This is a genomic window from Pseudomonas syringae pv. tomato str. DC3000, assembly GCF_000007805.1.
Classification (GTDB): Bacteria; Pseudomonadota; Gammaproteobacteria; order Pseudomonadales; family Pseudomonadaceae; genus Aquipseudomonas; species Aquipseudomonas avellanae.
In genome coordinates this window covers 588,742-604,559 of record NC_004578.1, presented here as the reverse complement: position 1 = coordinate 604,559, position 15,818 = coordinate 588,742, and the positions used below count along the sequence as shown (strand labels likewise).

Here is a 15,818-nt window from a genome sequence, read left to right as displayed (position 1 = left end):
CCTACTGCATGTCCGATTCTCGTTACAAGGTCGACGTCAGCGTCGTCACGCGCTTCCTCGCAGAACAATCGCAACCCGAGCAGAACCGCTTCGCTTTCGCCTACACCATCACCGTGCACAATAACGGCGAGTTGCCTGCCAAGCTGCTGTCACGGCACTGGATCATCACCGATGGCGACGGTCATGTCGAAGAAGTGCGTGGCGAAGGGGTGGTCGGTCAACAACCGTTGATCAAGGTCGGGCAAAGCCATACTTACAGCAGCGGCACGGTAATGACCACTCAGGTGGGCAATATGCAGGGCAGCTACCAGATGCTGGCTGAAGACGGCAAACGCTTCGATGCGGTGATAGAACCCTTCCGTCTCGCCGTTCCGGGCTCACTGCACTGATGGCGGTGTACGCCGTCGGCGACCTGCAAGGTTGCCTCGAACCTCTGCAATGCCTGCTTGAACACGTCCGCTTCGACCCGGTTCAGGATCGACTCTGGCTGGTAGGCGATCTGGTCAACCGTGGTCCGCAGTCGCTGCAAACACTTCGTTACTTGTACAGCATCCGCGAGTCTCTGGTGTGCGTGCTCGGCAACCATGACCTGCACCTGCTGGCCGTCGCGCGCAAGAACGAACTCCTCAAGAAAGGCGACACGCTGCGCGAAATTCTTGAAGCGCCCGATCGTGACGAGTTGTTGCGCTGGGTGCGCCAGCAAAAGCTCATGCATTACGATGCCGAGCGCAACATCGCCATGGTTCATGCGGGCATCGCGCCACAGTGGTCAGTGAAAAAGGCCCTGAAACAGGCTGCTGAAGTCGAACACGCACTTCAGGACGACCAACTGTATGGCGCCTTCCTCGACGGTATGTATGGCAATGAGCCTGCCAAATGGAACAACGACCTGCAAGGCGTCACACGACTGCGGGTCATCACCAACTATTTCACGCGTATGCGCTTCTGCACCAGCGATGGCAAACTAGACCTCAAGAGCAAGGAAGGCGTCGGCACCGCAATACCCGGTTACGCCCCTTGGTTCAGCCACCAGAATCGCAAGACGCGTGATGTGAAAATCATCTTCGGCCACTGGGCGGCACTTGAAGGCCGTTGCGACGAGCCGGGGGTCTTTGCGCTGGACAGCGGGTGCGTCTGGGGCGGCGCCATGACGCTGTTAAACGTCGATACGCTTGAACGTCATCAGTGCAATTGCGATGCTGTCGGCAATGCCGCCACCGGGATCATCGCCAGTGCGCAGCCCGGTAACGCCCATATTCAGCAAATCCCGGCTCAGGAGCCCAAGCAATGACCGAATTCAAACGTATTCCGCCTGAACAGGCTCAGGCATTGCGCGCTCAGGGTGCCGTGCTGGTCGATGTTCGTGATGCCCAGGCGTTTCAGAGCAATCACATTCCTGACTCTCAGCACCTGGACAATCACTCGATTGCCGACTTCATCGCCAACGCCGACCTGGACAAGCCGCTGGTAGTGGTTTGTTACCACGGCAACTCCAGCCAGAGCGCTGCCGCTTACCTGGTGGGCCAGGGTTTCTCGGACGTCTACAGCGTGGACGGTGGTTTTGAACGGTGGCGCAGCACTTTTCCGGAAGAAACCGCGCAAGGCTGATAGAAAATATTTTTATGACCGCTGATCCCGCGTTCTACGCGGGCTCGCGCGCGATCTGACGAACGGTCGGCCCCTCTTCTCGCGCAACCCTTCTTTATCTTTCCGAATCCGAACTATCCTAAGACCAGGCCATCCGTATTCAGGGGAGAGCCGGTACACCGGCGCGTGGGTCATCGGTAGTTACTTTTAAGGTGTTCTGGGGGGTAAACAGCAGCCGGGCAATCGGTTGTTGCCAGCATCGACTGAGATCCGCCGCCGGCTCTACGTATCGAGCGAGGTGACGTCATGAGTATATTCAGCCACTTCAAAGACCGCTTTGAAAGCACACGCCAGGAAGAGCTTTCGCTACAGGAGTATCTTGAGCTCTGCAAACAGGATCGCAGCGCCTACGCCTCTGCCGCAGAACGTCTGCTGTTGGCCATTGGCGAGCCCGAGCTGGTGGACACTTCCGCCAATTCACGGTTGTCGCGAATTTTCTCCAACAAGGTCATACGCCGCTATCCGGCCTTTGCTGATTTCCACGGGATGGAAGAATGCATCGACCAGATCGTTTCGTATTTCCGCCATGCCGCCCAAGGCCTGGAAGAGAAAAAACAAATCCTTTATCTGCTCGGCCCGGTAGGTGGCGGTAAATCGTCTCTGGCGGAAAAACTCAAACAACTGATCGAAAAAGTACCGTTCTACGCCATCAAGGGCTCACCCGTTTTCGAGTCGCCCCTGGGCCTGTTCAACGCCAGTGAAGACGGTGCGATTCTGGAAGAAGACTTCGGGATCCCGCGGCGCTACCTGAGCACCATCATGTCGCCCTGGGCGACCAAGCGTCTGGCTGAGTTCGGGGGCGACATCAGCCAGTTCAAGGTCGTTAAGCTTTACCCCTCAGTGCTCAACCAGATTGCCGTGGCCAAGACCGAGCCAGGTGATGAGAACAACCAGGATATTTCCGCGCTGGTCGGCAAGGTTGATATCCGCAAGCTGGAAGAATTCCCACAGAACGACGCCGATGCCTACAGCTACTCTGGCGCGCTGTGCCGGGCCAACCAGGGCCTGATGGAATTCGTCGAGATGTTCAAGGCGCCGATCAAGGTTCTTCACCCGCTACTGACCGCCACGCAGGAAGGTAACTACAACAGTACCGAGGGGCTGGGCGCGATTCCGTTCACCGGTATTCTGCTCGCCCACTCCAACGAATCGGAATGGCACAGCTTCCGCAACAACAAGAAAAACGAAGCCTTCATCGACCGTATCTACATCGTCAAGGTGCCTTACTGCCTGCGCGTCAGTGACGAGATCAAGATTTACGACAAGCTGTTGTTCAACAGCTCGCTGGCCAAGGCGCATTGCGCCCCCGACACCCTGAAAATGCTCGCGCAGTTCACCACGCTGTCGCGCCTCAAAGAGCCGGACAACTCCAACATCTATTCCAAGATGCGCGTGTACGACGGCGAGAACCTGAAGGATACCGATCCAAAGGCCAAGTCGATTCAGGAATACCGCGACAGCGCAGGCGTCGACGAAGGCATGAACGGCCTGTCCACCCGCTTTGCGTTCAAGATTCTGTCCAAGGTTTTCAACTTCGACCCGCACGAAATCGCTGCCAACCCGGTGCACTTGCTCTATGTGCTGGAACAGCAGATCGAACAGGAGCAATTCCCTGCCGAAACGCGCGAACGCTATCTGCGCTTCATCAAGGAATACCTGGCACCTCGCTACATCGAGTTCATTGGCAAGGAAATCCAGACCGCGTACCTGGAGTCCTACAGCGAATACGGCCAGAACATCTTCGACCGTTACGTGCTGTATGCAGACTTCTGGATTCAGGACCAGGAATACCGCGACCCTGAAACCGGCGAGATTCTCAATCGCGTCGCCTTGAACGAGGAACTGGAGAAGATCGAAAAACCGGCCGGCATCAGCAACCCGAAAGATTTCCGCAACGAAATCGTCAACTTCGTGCTGCGCGCCCGCGCCAACAACAATGGCAAGAACCCGATCTGGCTCAGCTACGAGAAGCTGCGGGTGGTGATCGAGAAGAAAATGTTCTCCAACACCGAGGACCTGCTGCCGGTTATCAGCTTCAACGCCAAGGCCAGCAAAGAGGATCAACAGAAACACAACGACTTCGTCACACGAATGGTCGAGAGGGGCTACACGGACAAGCAGGTACGTCTGCTTTCCGAATGGTATCTGCGCGTGCGGAAATCGCAGTAAAGCAGCTGCAAGCTTCAAGCTATCAGCTGCAGGCGAAAAGCAATCAAGGTCCGGGCTCGGGATTGATCGTTTCCTCGCTTGCAGCTTGAGGCTTACAACTTGAAGCTCCCCGGAGGAGCCTATGAGCTATGTGATCGACCGACGTCTCAACGGCAAGAACAAGAGCACGGTAAACCGGCAGCGGTTTCTGCGGCGTTACCGTGACCACATCAAGAAGGCAGTGGAGGAAGCCGTCAGCCGACGCTCCATTACCGACATGGAGCACGGCGAACAGATCAGTATTCCCGGACGCGACATCGACGAACCGGTCCTGCACCACGGTCGCGGCGGCAAGCAGACCGTTGTTCATCCTGGCAACAAGGAATTCACCACAGGCGAGCACATCGCCCGCCCTCAAGGCGGTGCGGGCGGTAAAGGGCCTGGCAAGGCGGGTAATTCCGGCGAGGGCATGGACGAGTTCTCGTTTCAGATCACTCAGGAAGAGTTTCTTGAGTTCATGTTCGAAGACCTCGAGCTGCCGAATCTGGTCAAACGCAATCTGACCGGTACGGACACCTTCAAAACAGTGCGCGCCGGCATCAGTAACGAAGGCAATCCATCGCGCATCAATATTATCCGTACCTTGCGCTCCGCCCATGCGCGGCGCATTGCCCTGTCGGGCAGCAGCCGCGCGAAACTCAGGGAAGCGACCAGCGAGCTTGAGCGCATAAAGCGCGAAGAGCCGGACAACTTTGGTGACATTCAGGCGCTGGAAGTCGAGATCGACCGACTCAAAGCACGTATTCGTCGGGTGCCCTACCTCGATACGTTCGACCTCAAGTACAACCTGCTGGTCAAACAACCCAACCCCAGCTCCAAGGCCGTGATGTTCTGTCTGATGGACGTTTCCGGCTCCATGACCCAAGCAACCAAGGACATCGCCAAGCGCTTCTTCATCCTGTTGTACCTGTTCCTGAAACGTAACTACGACAAGATCGACGTTGTTTTCATTCGCCACCACACCAGTGCCCGCGAAGTGGACGAAGAAGAGTTCTTTTATTCACGGGAAACCGGCGGCACCATCGTTTCCAGCGCGTTGAAACTGATGCAGGAAATCATGGCTGCGCGTTACCCCAGCAGCGACTGGAACATCTACGCGGCCCAGGCCTCGGACGGCGACAACTGGAATGACGACTCGCCTATCTGCCGGGAAATCCTCACCAAACAAATCATGCCTTTCGTGCAGTACTACACGTACGTGGAAATCACGCCGCGTGAACATCAGGCCCTGTGGTACGAATACGAGCGCATCGGTGATGACTTCGCCGACACGTTCGCCCAGCAGCAGCTGGTCTCGGCCGGTGATATCTATCCGGTATTCCGCGAACTCTTCCAGCGAAGGTTAGTGTCATGACCGCCAGAGAGCAGAAGCGCCAACCCCTCTCCACGGGTTCAGAGTGGACATTTGAACTGATCCGGGCCTACGACCGTGAAATCGGCAGAATTGCCGAACGGTACGCTCTGGATACGTATCCCAACCAGATCGAAGTGATCACCGCCGAGCAGATGATGGATGCCTATGCCTCGGTGGGCATGCCGCTGGGCTACCACCACTGGTCCTACGGCAAGCACTTCCTCAGCACCGAAAAATCCTACTCCCGGGGCCAGATGGGTCTGGCCTACGAGATCGTCATCAACTCGGACCCTTGCATCGCCTACCTGATGGAAGAAAACACCATCTGCATGCAGGCCCTGGTTGTCGCCCATGCGTGCTATGGGCACAACAGCTTCTTCAAGGGCAACTACCTGTTCCGCACCTGGACCGACGCCAGCTCGATCATCGATTACCTGGTGTTCGCCAAGCAGTACATCATGCAGTGCGAGGAACGCCACGGCATTGATGCCGTGGAAGACTTGCTCGACTCCTGCCATGCGCTGATGAACTACGGCGTGGACCGCTACAAGCGTCCGTATCCGATCTCTGCCGAAGAAGAGCGGCGCAGGCAGAAAGATCGTGAAGAACACCTGCAGCGGCAGATCAACGATCTTTGGCGCACGATTCCGAAGAACGCCGATAAAAGCAGCAAGGAAGACAACGCGCGCTTCCCCGCCGAACCGCAGGAAAACATCCTCTATTTCATCGAAAAACACGCGCCACTGCTGGAACCCTGGCAGCGCGAAGTGGTGCGAATCGTACGCAAGATCGCCCAGTACTTTTACCCACAGCGCCAGACTCAGGTGATGAACGAAGGCTGGGCGACGTTCTGGCACTACACGCTGATGAACGACCTGTACGACGAGGGCCTGGTCACCGACGGCTTCATGATGGAGTTTCTGCAGTCGCACACCAGCGTTATCTATCAGCCTGGCTTCGACAGCCCGTATTACAGCGGCATCAACCCCTACACGCTTGGCTTTGCGATGTATCAGGACATCCGGCGGATGTGCGAACACCCCACTGATGAGGACCGGCAGTGGTTTCCGGAAATCGCCGGGACCGACTGGCTGACTGCGATCAAGTTTGCGATGAGCAGCTTCAAGGACGAGAGCTTCATCCTCCAGTACCTGTCGCCCAAGGTCATTCGTGATCTCAAACTGTTCAGCATCATGGACGACGATCAGAAAGAAGACCTGCTGGTGCCCGCCATCCATGATGAGAACGGCTACCGGACCATTCGGGAAATTCTGGCTGCGCAGTACAACCTCGGCAATCGGGAACCCAACGTACAGATCTACAGCATTGACCGCCGCGGAGATCGCTCGCTGACCCTGCGCCATCAACAGCACAATCGCAAACCGCTGGGCGATTCGACAGACGAGGTGCTCAAGCACCTGCATCGGCTGTGGGGTTTTGATATTCATCTGGAAACCCTGCAGGGCGACCAGTTGATCAAGACCCATCACGTCCCCCCTAAAGGCGAGCATGCCGATGGGGAATATCCCCGGCTTGATATGGCGGTCGTCCACCTCTAAGCGTTAGGGGCAGGCGGACCTGAAAGTATGTTCATGCAGTTTTAGCCTCCGTAAGCGCGACGCAAGGTTTATCCTGTCGCGCTTACGGAGGTTTTTTATGCAGATTTATAAAGTTGGCGGTGCTGTACGCGACCGCCTGCTGGGTCAACCTGTCACTGATATCGATTGGGTGGTGGTCGGCGCGAGTACCGAGGACATGCTGGTCAAGGGCTATCGCCCGGTCGGCACCGACTTCCCGGTGTTCCTGCACCCGCTGACTAACGAGGAGTACGCGCTGGCACGCACCGAGCGCAAGAGCGGCGTGGGTTATGGAGGCTTCGTGTTTCACGCAAGCCCTGACGTCACACTGGAGCAGGACCTGATTCGCCGCGACCTGACGATCAATGCCATGGCCGAAGACAAGGACGGCAATCTGACCGACCCTTACAATGGCCAGCAGGATCTTGAAGCGCGAGTATTGCGTCACGTTTCGCCCGCGTTCGCCGAAGATCCGCTCCGGGTCTTGCGTGTGGCCCGGTTCGCCGCGCGCTATGCCGGCCATGGCTTCACCGTCGCGCCCGAGACCCTTGAGCTGATGCGTCAGCTCAGCGAATCCGGCGAACTCAAAGCGCTGACGGCCGAGCGAAGCTGGAAGGAAATCTCTCGCGCCCTGATGGAAGACCAGCCGCAGGTGTTCATTCAGGTGCTGCATGACTGTGGCGCGCTGAGTGAGCTGATGCCCGAGGTCGAAGCGCTGTTTGGCGTGCCGCAGCCGGCTGCACACCACCCGGAAATCGACACCGGCGTGCATGTGCTCAGCGTGCTTGAGCAGTCGGCCATCCACAAACACCCGCTGACCGTGCGCTGGGCCTGCCTGCTGCATGATCTGGGCAAGGGGCTGACGCCAGAATCCGAATGGCCCAGGCACATCGCCCACGAACACACCGGCCTGCGCCTGATAAAAGCGGTCAACGAGCGTTTTCGGGTGCCAAGAGACTGCCAGGAACTGGCACTACTGGTGGGCCAATACCACACGCATGGCCACCGGGCACTGGAACTGAAACCATCGACCTTGCTGGAGCTGCTGCACAGTTTCGACGTCTACCGCCGACCGCAACGCTTCGAGGAGTTTATTGCAGCCTGCGAGATGGACGCACGCGGCCGCCATGGCTTCGAGCAACGCAGTTATCCACAGGCCGACTACCTGCGCGGCGCGGCACACGCCGCCCGAACCGTGTCAGTGCAACCGCTGCTGGAGAAAGGCCTGAAGGGCAAGGAACTGGGTGACGCGCTGAAGAACGAGCGCTTGAAGGCACTGAAAACCTACAAGGCGGGGCACGTCGCCTGACAGGCTCGCGCACCAATTATGCTTTTGATTCTGGCCGCAGGCCGTGGGAGCGAACTTGTTCGCGAAAGGGTCGATATAACCGCCGAAAATGCACCGACTGAAACACTGTCTTCGCGAACAAGCGAAGCGTCGCCCGGTTCCCACGCCCTCCGGGCAGATGCCGGGAATCTCACTATTCCAGGCGCTCTATGACTTACGCATAACGAGCGCTACAGCGTGGTAGCGCAGCCCTGGAAGCTCTGCGCTCAAGCTGAAAGGCGAGGATGATCTCAGCTGCGCAGCAAATCCTCAGGTGTCAGCCCCACCCCCCGCCATTCAAAAGCCACAGGCCAAAGCTGCTGATCAATCTGCGCATCCGCCCACAATTTGCTGAACGACAAGCCTACCCCCGGATGCAGACGTTCGGGGGCGATGAGCGCCAATGGGCGCAAAACGAAGGCATTTTTGAGAATTTCCGCTCTGGGCAAAATCAGCCCATCAAAGTTGCCGACCTGTTCGCCATACAGCAGCACATCAATGTCCAGCGGCAGGCCGACTCGATCAGGCGCGTAGCGGCCATTGTCCGCCTCGATGAATTTCAGGCGGCGATCCAGCTCTGTCAGCGGCAGGTCGGTCAGCGCCGAGACCACCAGATTGAAGAACGGCCCGCTCTTGATACCTACGGCATGGCTCTCGAAAACCGGCGAACAGCTTATGTCGGAGAGAAAGCCATCCAGCGCATCAAGCCCCGCATGCAGGTGCCGTTCGCGCTCGATGTTGCTCCCCAGGCCGAGGAAAATCCGCGTCAGCGACATCCGCGCTCGATCTCCACGCCGACACCGGCGGCGGCGGCCACAGCACCCGGCTTGGTCAGCTTCAGATGCAGCCAGGGAACATTGAATTCGCTCATCAGCACTTCGGCGAGGCGTTCGGCAAACGTCTCCACCAACTGAAACTGCGCCTGCTCGGCAAACGCCTGAATACGTGTGGAAACGCTGGCATAGTCAAGCGCCTTGCTCAGGTCATCACCCGCCGCGGCAGGTCGATTGTCCCAGGCAAAACTGAGGTCCAGACGCAGGCACTGGCGAATGCCACGCTCCCAGTCATAGGCGCCGATAACCGTATCGACCTCAAGGCCCTCGATGAAAACTCTGTCCAAGCGCTACTCTCCACTGCACGACAAGGGCGCGATGCGCCGTTAGAATCAGGGCATCCTCGCCCGGAATGGTTAGCATGTTTTGGTTACTGGCGACTTTCGCCTACCTGCTCGGCTCGCTGTCCTTCGCCATCCTGCTCAGTCGCCTGAGCGGCAGCCCGGACCCGCGCGCCAGTGGTTCGGGGAATGCCGGTGCGACCAACATGTTGCGTCTGGCCGGAAAGAAACTGGCCGTCCTGACCCTGCTCGGCGACCTCTGCAAAGGCCTGATTCCGGTAGTGCTCGCCGGCGCCTGGGGCCTTGATCCATCACAGCAAGGCTGGATCGGCGTCTGCGCAGTGCTGGGCCATCTGTTTCCGCTGTACTTTCGCTTCCGTGGCGGCAAAGGTGTCGCGACCGCCGCCGGCGTGCTGCTGGGGCTTTACCCGCCCGCAGCGGCCCTGGCGATAGCGGCCTGGCTGCTGACGCTCTACCTGACCCGTACCAGCTCGCTCGCCGCCCTGATCGCCACCCCGCTGACGCTGCCATTACTGGCCTGGCAGGAACCGCACGCCTTGTTGCCGATGAGCGTGCTAACCCTGCTCATCGTCTGGCGCCATCGCGGCAATCTACGCGACCTGCTGGCCGGGCGCGAACGACATTTCTGATACACAACCTGAAATCCGCTCAACCGCAGCACAGCCCACACCACCCCGACCACTAGAGCCCCGACAACTGCTCCATGGGCCAGCGCGCCTGCACGCTGATGCTCAAATCTTCTTTCTGCCCGGCCTGCAGACGCTGGCAGCCGGCAAAGGCGATCATCGCGCCGTTGTCAGTACAGAATTCCGGCCGCGCGTAGTAAACGTGCCCGCGCAACTCACCGAGCATGCTTTCCAGCGATACCCGCAACGCCTTGTTGGCGCTGACGCCGCCTGCGATGACCAGACTCTTGAGCCCGGTCTGCTTGAGCGCGCGCTTGCACTTGATGGTCAAAGTCTCCACTACCGCCTGCTGGAAGGCCAGAGCGATGTCGCAGCGGGTTTGCTCACTGTCGTCCCCGGCACTCTGGCACTGCTGCCAGGTGTTGAGCGCCGAGGTTTTCAGGCCGCTGAAACTGAACGCCAACCCGGGGCGATCGGTCATCGGCCGAGGGAAGACAAAACGCCCCGGCACGCCCTGCAAGGCCGCTTTCGAGATCTCCGGGCCGCCCGGATACTGCATGCCCATCATCTTGGCGGTCTTGTCGAACGCCTCGCCTGCGGCATCATCCAGCGTCTCGCCCAGCAGCTCGTACTGACCGATGCCATCGACGCGCACCAGCTGCGTGTGCCCGCCGGACACCAACAAAGCGACGAACGGAAACTGCGGCGGGTTTTCTTCCAGCATCGGGGCCAGCAGATGGCCTTCCATGTGGTGAACACCCAGCGCCGGAATATCCCAGGCAAACGCCAGCGCCTGCGCGCACGACGCGCCGACCAGCAACGCGCCCACAAGGCCCGGCCCTGCGGTGTAGGCGATGGCGTCGATGTCGGTCGCGACGCAGTCGGCCTCGGCCAGTGTCTGGCGGATCAGGGGCAGCATGCGCTTGACGTGATCACGCGAAGCCAGCTCCGGCACCACACCGCCATAAGCGCGGTGCAGGTCGATCTGACTGAATAAAGCGTCCGCCAGCAAACCGCGTTCGCTGTCGTACAACGCGACGCCGGTTTCGTCGCAGGAGGTTTCTAATCCCAGTACTAGCATGGGGTTGCGCCTTGTAGGGGGCAGATTTGAAGGCGCGCATAATAGTCGTCGACCGAGGTGCCGACCAGCGGTTTTCGATCAGAGGCTTTGCATTCCTCTCAATGAGGGGTTAACATCCGCAACCCTTAAAAACCGACGTACTTTGTGCAGTGTTTGTACAGAGCGTTGACCCCGGTAATGAATGAAGGTAGCTCTGGATGCCAGCCGTCAAAGTTAAAGAGAACGAACCCTTCGACGTAGCTCTGCGTCGTTTCAAGCGCTCCTGCGAAAAAGCCGGTGTTCTGGCTGAAGTTCGTAGCCGCGAATTTTACGAGAAGCCGACTTCGGAGCGTAAGCGCAAGGCAGCAGCTGCTGTCAAACGCCACGCCAAGAAAGTCCAGCGCGAACAGCGCCGCGCCGTTCGTCTGTATTAATTTACAGACCTTCGTCGCAAGCTTCTGCCTTGCCCGGCCACACAGCCGGGCTGTCTGCAGTTACAGCTTTGCTGTTTTGCGTTAGCTAGATTGATTGACCTGTCCAGGCCGCAGATGCGACTCAAACAACCAGTCAAGCACGTCCAGCCTGTTTACAGGTAGCTTCAGCCATGCCCACTCGGGCAGCAATTGGCTGATGACAAGACGAGTATGCCTTGATGACTTCGCAAGAAGCTCAGCCAAGGCAGCGTCTCTCGCCCTATCCGAATGAATGTCGTCAACGCCCACAGCCTGATGATCGATTCGCAAAAGTCATGCACCCGCTTTTTTTCAGCTTTCAGCACCGACCTTCGGATGCAAAGACGTGCCCGCTTATTGCTGTCGTCATACCAAAAGACGGCTGACAGGCTGACGGAACGCTCGTAGAGTCACTCGATATTTTCGCGACACGCTTGATGATGAGAACGCCATGGCCGGGCTGATCCCCCAGAGCTTTATCGACGACCTTCTGAACCGCACCGACATTGTCGATGTCGTCAGCTCGCGCGTGCAGCTCAAAAAAGCCGGCAAGAACTACAGCGCGTGCTGCCCGTTCCACAAAGAAAAGACACCCTCTTTCAGCGTCAGCCCGGACAAACAGTTCTATTACTGCTTTGGCTGCGGCGCAGGTGGCAACGCACTGGGCTTCATCATGGACCACGACAACCTGGATTTCCCCCAGGCCGTCGAGGACCTTGCCAAAGCCGCCGGCATGGAAGTGCCACGCGAGCAAGGCGTCAAGGGTCAGAAACCCCGTCAGCCGACCGACTCACCGCTTTACCCGCTTCTTAACGCTGCCTCCGAGTTTTACCGCCAGGCACTAAAAAGCCATCCGTCGCGCAAAGCCGCAGTGGATTACCTCAAGGGCCGCGGCCTGTCCGGTGAAATCGCCCGGGACTTCGGCCTGGGCTTTGCACCACCCGGCTGGGACAACCTGTACAAGCACCTGAGCAGCGACTCGCTACAGCAAAAGGTCATGATAGATGCCGGCTTGCTGATCGAAAACGCTGAAACCGGCAAGCGCTACGACCGCTTCCGTGACCGGGTGATGTTTCCGATCCGTGACTCGCGCGGGCGCATCATCGCCTTCGGCGGTCGCGTATTGGGCGACGACAAGCCCAAGTACCTGAACTCGCCGGAAACGCCGGTATTCCACAAGGGTCAGGAGCTGTACGGGCTGTTTGAAGCACGCAAATTCAATCGCAACCTCGATGAAATCATCGTCGTTGAAGGTTACATGGACGTCATCGCTCTGGCCCAGCAAGGCTTGCGCAATGCCGTGGCCACGCTGGGCACGGCCACCAGCGAAGAACACTTGAAACGTTTGTTCAGGGTCGTGCCGAACGTGTTGTTCTGCTTCGACGGCGATCAGGCCGGACGCAACGCCGCATGGCGAGCGCTGGAGGCCGCGCTGCCAAACCTGCAGGACGGAAGGCGGGCCCGCTTCCTGTTTCTGCCCGAAGGCGAAGACCCGGACACGCTGGTGCGCTCGGAAGGCACCGACGCCTTCAAGGCGCGCATCAATCAGCACGCCCAGCCGCTGGCCGATTATTTTTTCGAGCAACTGACCAAAGAATCCGACCCGCGCTCACTGGAAGGCAAAGCGCACATGGCCACACTCGCCGCGCCACTGATCGACAAAGTGCCCGGCGCGAACCTGCGGATCCTGATGCGTCAGCGCCTCAGTGAAATTACCGGGCTCACCGGCGAGGCCGTCAGCCAACTGGTGCAGAGCGCACCCGCAGACGCGCCTCCGAGCTACGACCCGTATGTCGATTACGACGCCATGCCCGACTTTGCCGATTACCAGCCACAAGGCGGGTACGAGGCGCAGCAGGAATGGACGCCAAAGAAAGCCGGCGGTCCGAATCAGAAAAAATGGGACAACAACAAGTCCTGGGGCAAGAAAGGCAAGCGTCAGGAGTTCGAACCCCGCACGCCGCGTGTACCGACCGCCGTCGAGCCGCCAATGCAGGCCGCATTGAGAACCTTGCTGCACCACCCGGAACTGGCCGAAAAGGTCGAAAATGCCAGCCATTTCGCTGCAGAAGACCAATCAAACGCACAACTGCTGGTCGCCCTTATCGAAGCCCGGCAAAAGAATCCCAGCCTGCGGTCGTTACAGTTGATAGCGCGATGGCACGGAACTGAACAGGGCCGCTTGCTGCGTGCACTGGCAGAAAAGGAATGGCTGATTGAGACCGACAACCTTGAACAACAGTTTTTCGACACTATAACTAGCTTATCCGCTCGCCAACGCGAGCGCAGCCTGGACCATCTGATCAGCAAGGCTCGGCAGACCGAGCTGAGCGCAGAAGAGAAAATTCAGCTAAGGGAACTGCTAAATCGCAATGTTCCCGCACAAAACCCGACCTCAACTGGCGCGTGAGGTCATAGCTCGGGTATAATCCTCGGCTTGTTTTTTGCCCGCCAAGACCTTCAGTGGATAGGGTGTTATGTCCGGAAAAGCGCAACAGCAGTCTCGTATCAAAGAGTTGATCACCCTGGGTCGTGAGCAGAAGTATCTGACTTACGCAGAGGTCAACGACCACCTGCCTGAGGATATTTCAGATCCCGAGCAGGTGGAAGACATCATCCGCATGATCAACGACATGGGGATCCCGGTACACGAGAGTGCTCCGGATGCGGACGCCTTGATGCTGGCCGACGCCGATACCGACGAGGCAGCCGCAGAAGAAGCGGCTGCAGCGTTGGCAGCGGTCGAGACCGATATCGGGCGTACCACCGATCCCGTTCGTATGTACATGCGTGAAATGGGCACCGTTGAACTTCTGACCCGTGAAGGCGAAATCGAAATCGCCAAACGTATCGAAGAAGGCATCCGTGAAGTGATGGGCGCAATTGCGCACTTCCCAGGCACGGTTGACCATATTCTCTCCGAATACACACGTGTCACCAGCGAAGGCGGTCGTCTCTCCGACGTTCTCAGCGGTTATATCGACCCGGACGACGGCATCGCGCCGCCTGCCGAAGTCCCTCCGCCCGTCGACCCCAAAGCCGTCAAGGCCGAAGGCGCTGACGATGATGAGGAAGAGTCGGCAGACTCGAGCGACGAAGAAGACGAAGTCGAAAGCGGTCCGGATCCGGTCATCGCCCAGCAGCGTTTCGGTGCGGTTTCCGATCAAATGGAAATCACCCGCAAGGCGCTGAAGAAGTTCGGTCGCGACGACAAGCACGCCATCGCCGAACTGGTTGCCCTTGCCGAATTGTTCATGCCGATCAAACTGGTTCCAAAACAGTTTGAAGGTCTGGTAGAGCGTGTCCGTGGTGCCCTCGAGCGTCTTCGTGCTCAGGAACGCGCCATCATGCAGTTGTGCGTACGTGATGCACGTATGCCGCGCGCCGACTTCCTGCGCCAGTTCCCCGGCCACGAAGTTGACGAAAGCTGGACCGATGGGCTCGCCAAAGGTAAAGGCAAATACGCTGAAGCCATTGGTCGCCTGCAGCCTGACATCCAGCGTTGCCAGCAGAAGCTGTCTGCGCTGGAAGAAGAAACCGGCCTGAAAATCGCCGAGATCAAGGACATCAACCGTCGCATGTCGATCGGTGAGGCCAAGGCCCGCCGCGCGAAGAAAGAGATGGTTGAAGCCAACTTGCGTCTGGTGATCTCCATCGCCAAGAAGTACACCAACCGTGGCCTGCAATTCCTCGATCTGATCCAGGAAGGCAACATCGGCTTGATGAAGGCTGTGGACAAGTTCGAATACCGTCGTGGCTACAAGTTCTCGACGTATGCGACCTGGTGGATCCGTCAGGCGATCACTCGCTCGATTGCCGACCAGGCCCGCACCATTCGTATTCCGGTGCACATGATCGAGACGATCAACAAGCTCAACCGTATTTCCCGGCAGATGCTGCAGGAAATGGGTCGCGAACCGACCCCGGAAGAGCTGGGCGAACGCATGGAAATGCCTGAGGATAAAATCCGCAAGGTATTGAAGATCGCCAAAGAGCCGATCTCCATGGAAACCCCGATCGGTGACGACGAAGATTCGCACCTGGGTGACTTCATCGAAGACTCGACCATGCAGTCGCCAATCGATGTCGCCACCGTTGAAAGCCTGAAAGAAGCGACACGCGAAGTGCTATCGGGCCTTACCGCCCGTGAAGCCAAGGTTCTGCGCATGCGTTTCGGCATCGACATGAATACCGACCACACGCTTGAAGAAGTCGGTAAACAGTTTGACGTAACCCGCGAGCGGATTCGTCAGATCGAAGCCAAGGCACTGCGCAAGCTGCGTCACCCGACAAGAAGCGAGCACTTGCGCTCGTTCCTCGACGAGTAATCGCACCAGCGAGTCAACAAAACCCCCGGCCTGCCGGGGGTTTTGCGTTTTCGGCCCGGCAAAACCGAGACCTGCACCGAAAACGTGAATCAGATCAAGTTACA

Annotated in this window: 14 protein-coding genes; 11 read left to right on the top strand and 3 right to left on the bottom strand. The window is 58.4% G+C overall.

Annotation, left to right across the window (positions count from 1 at the left end; translation table 11 throughout):
• Positions 1-8 precede the first annotated feature (8 nt).
• From apaG to PSPTO_RS02845, 7 genes are all read left to right on the top strand, one after another.
• Positions 9-389 carry a Co2+/Mg2+ efflux protein ApaG gene (apaG, locus tag PSPTO_RS02875; protein ID WP_005768068.1) on the top strand — a complete coding sequence of 127 codons (381 nt, stop codon included), beginning with the start codon at positions 9-11 and terminating at the stop codon, positions 387-389.
• Positions 389-1,291, top strand: a complete 903-nt coding sequence (locus PSPTO_RS02870; RefSeq protein WP_011103186.1) for a symmetrical bis(5'-nucleosyl)-tetraphosphatase — start codon at positions 389-391, stop codon at positions 1,289-1,291. The genes apaG and PSPTO_RS02870 overlap by 1 nt, the downstream gene beginning before the upstream one ends.
• The gene (gene glpE, locus PSPTO_RS02865) at positions 1,288-1,608 is read left to right on the top strand and encodes a thiosulfate sulfurtransferase GlpE (RefSeq protein WP_007244448.1); all 321 of its coding nucleotides are present in this window, start codon (positions 1,288-1,290) and stop codon (positions 1,606-1,608) included. The genes PSPTO_RS02870 and glpE overlap by 4 nt, the downstream gene beginning before the upstream one ends.
• Before the next feature lie 285 nt (positions 1,609-1,893).
• Entirely contained in the window at positions 1,894-3,816 is a 1,923-nt protein-coding gene (locus PSPTO_RS02860; RefSeq protein ID WP_011103185.1) for a PrkA family serine protein kinase, read from the top strand.
• A 121-nt stretch (positions 3,817-3,937) separates the two neighbouring features.
• Positions 3,938-5,209: a YeaH/YhbH family protein gene (locus PSPTO_RS02855; protein ID WP_007244449.1), complete on the top strand. Its 1,272-nt coding sequence runs from the start codon at positions 3,938-3,940 to the stop codon at positions 5,207-5,209.
• The gene (locus tag PSPTO_RS02850) at positions 5,206-6,768 is read left to right on the top strand and encodes a SpoVR family protein (RefSeq protein ID WP_011103184.1); all 1,563 of its coding nucleotides are present in this window, start codon (positions 5,206-5,208) and stop codon (positions 6,766-6,768) included. The genes PSPTO_RS02855 and PSPTO_RS02850 overlap by 4 nt, the downstream gene beginning before the upstream one ends.
• A gap of 97 nt (positions 6,769-6,865) precedes the next feature.
• Positions 6,866-8,095, top strand: coding sequence for a multifunctional CCA addition/repair protein (locus PSPTO_RS02845; RefSeq protein ID WP_011103183.1), 1,230 nt, complete (start codon positions 6,866-6,868; stop codon positions 8,093-8,095).
• A 269-nt stretch (positions 8,096-8,364) separates the two neighbouring features.
• Here the strand turns inward: PSPTO_RS02845 and folK are convergent, their stop codons facing one another.
• Both folK and folB read right to left on the bottom strand, forming a co-directional pair.
• The gene (folK, locus tag PSPTO_RS02840) at positions 8,365-8,889 is read right to left on the bottom strand and encodes a 2-amino-4-hydroxy-6-hydroxymethyldihydropteridine diphosphokinase (protein ID WP_011103182.1); all 525 of its coding nucleotides are present in this window, start codon (positions 8,887-8,889) and stop codon (positions 8,365-8,367) included.
• Positions 8,880-9,233: a dihydroneopterin aldolase gene (gene folB / locus PSPTO_RS02835; RefSeq protein ID WP_011103181.1), complete on the bottom strand. Its 354-nt coding sequence runs from the start codon at positions 9,231-9,233 to the stop codon at positions 8,880-8,882. Before folB ends, folK begins: the two co-directional genes overlap by 10 nt.
• 74 nt (positions 9,234-9,307) lie before the next feature.
• Here folB and plsY point away from each other — a divergent pair, with 74 nt between their 5' ends.
• Positions 9,308-9,877 carry a glycerol-3-phosphate 1-O-acyltransferase PlsY gene (gene plsY / locus PSPTO_RS02830; RefSeq protein WP_005614129.1) on the top strand — a complete coding sequence of 190 codons (570 nt, stop codon included), beginning with the start codon at positions 9,308-9,310 and terminating at the stop codon, positions 9,875-9,877.
• 52 nt (positions 9,878-9,929) lie between these two features.
• Here the strand turns inward: plsY and tsaD are convergent, their stop codons facing one another.
• On the bottom strand, positions 9,930-10,955 hold the full coding sequence (gene tsaD / locus PSPTO_RS02825) for a tRNA (adenosine(37)-N6)-threonylcarbamoyltransferase complex transferase subunit TsaD (RefSeq protein WP_005614128.1): 1,026 nt from the start codon (positions 10,953-10,955) through the stop codon (positions 9,930-9,932).
• A gap of 197 nt (positions 10,956-11,152) precedes the next feature.
• On the opposite strand from tsaD, the gene rpsU reads away from it, so the two are divergent.
• The 3 genes from rpsU to rpoD all read left to right on the top strand — a co-directional run bounded on the left by rpsU (position 11,153) and on the right by rpoD (position 15,714).
• Complete coding sequence (rpsU, locus tag PSPTO_RS02820) at positions 11,153-11,368, top strand: 30S ribosomal protein S21 (RefSeq protein WP_002551877.1); 216 nt, start codon at positions 11,153-11,155, stop codon at positions 11,366-11,368.
• Positions 11,369-11,837: 469 nt separating this feature from the next.
• On the top strand, positions 11,838-13,796 hold the full coding sequence (dnaG, locus tag PSPTO_RS02815; protein ID WP_007244455.1) for a DNA primase: 1,959 nt from the start codon (positions 11,838-11,840) through the stop codon (positions 13,794-13,796).
• Between the two features lie 67 nt (positions 13,797-13,863).
• Positions 13,864-15,714, top strand: coding sequence for an RNA polymerase sigma factor RpoD (gene rpoD / locus PSPTO_RS02810; protein WP_005614111.1), 1,851 nt, complete (start codon positions 13,864-13,866; stop codon positions 15,712-15,714).
• Positions 15,715-15,818: the final 104 nt, after the last annotated feature.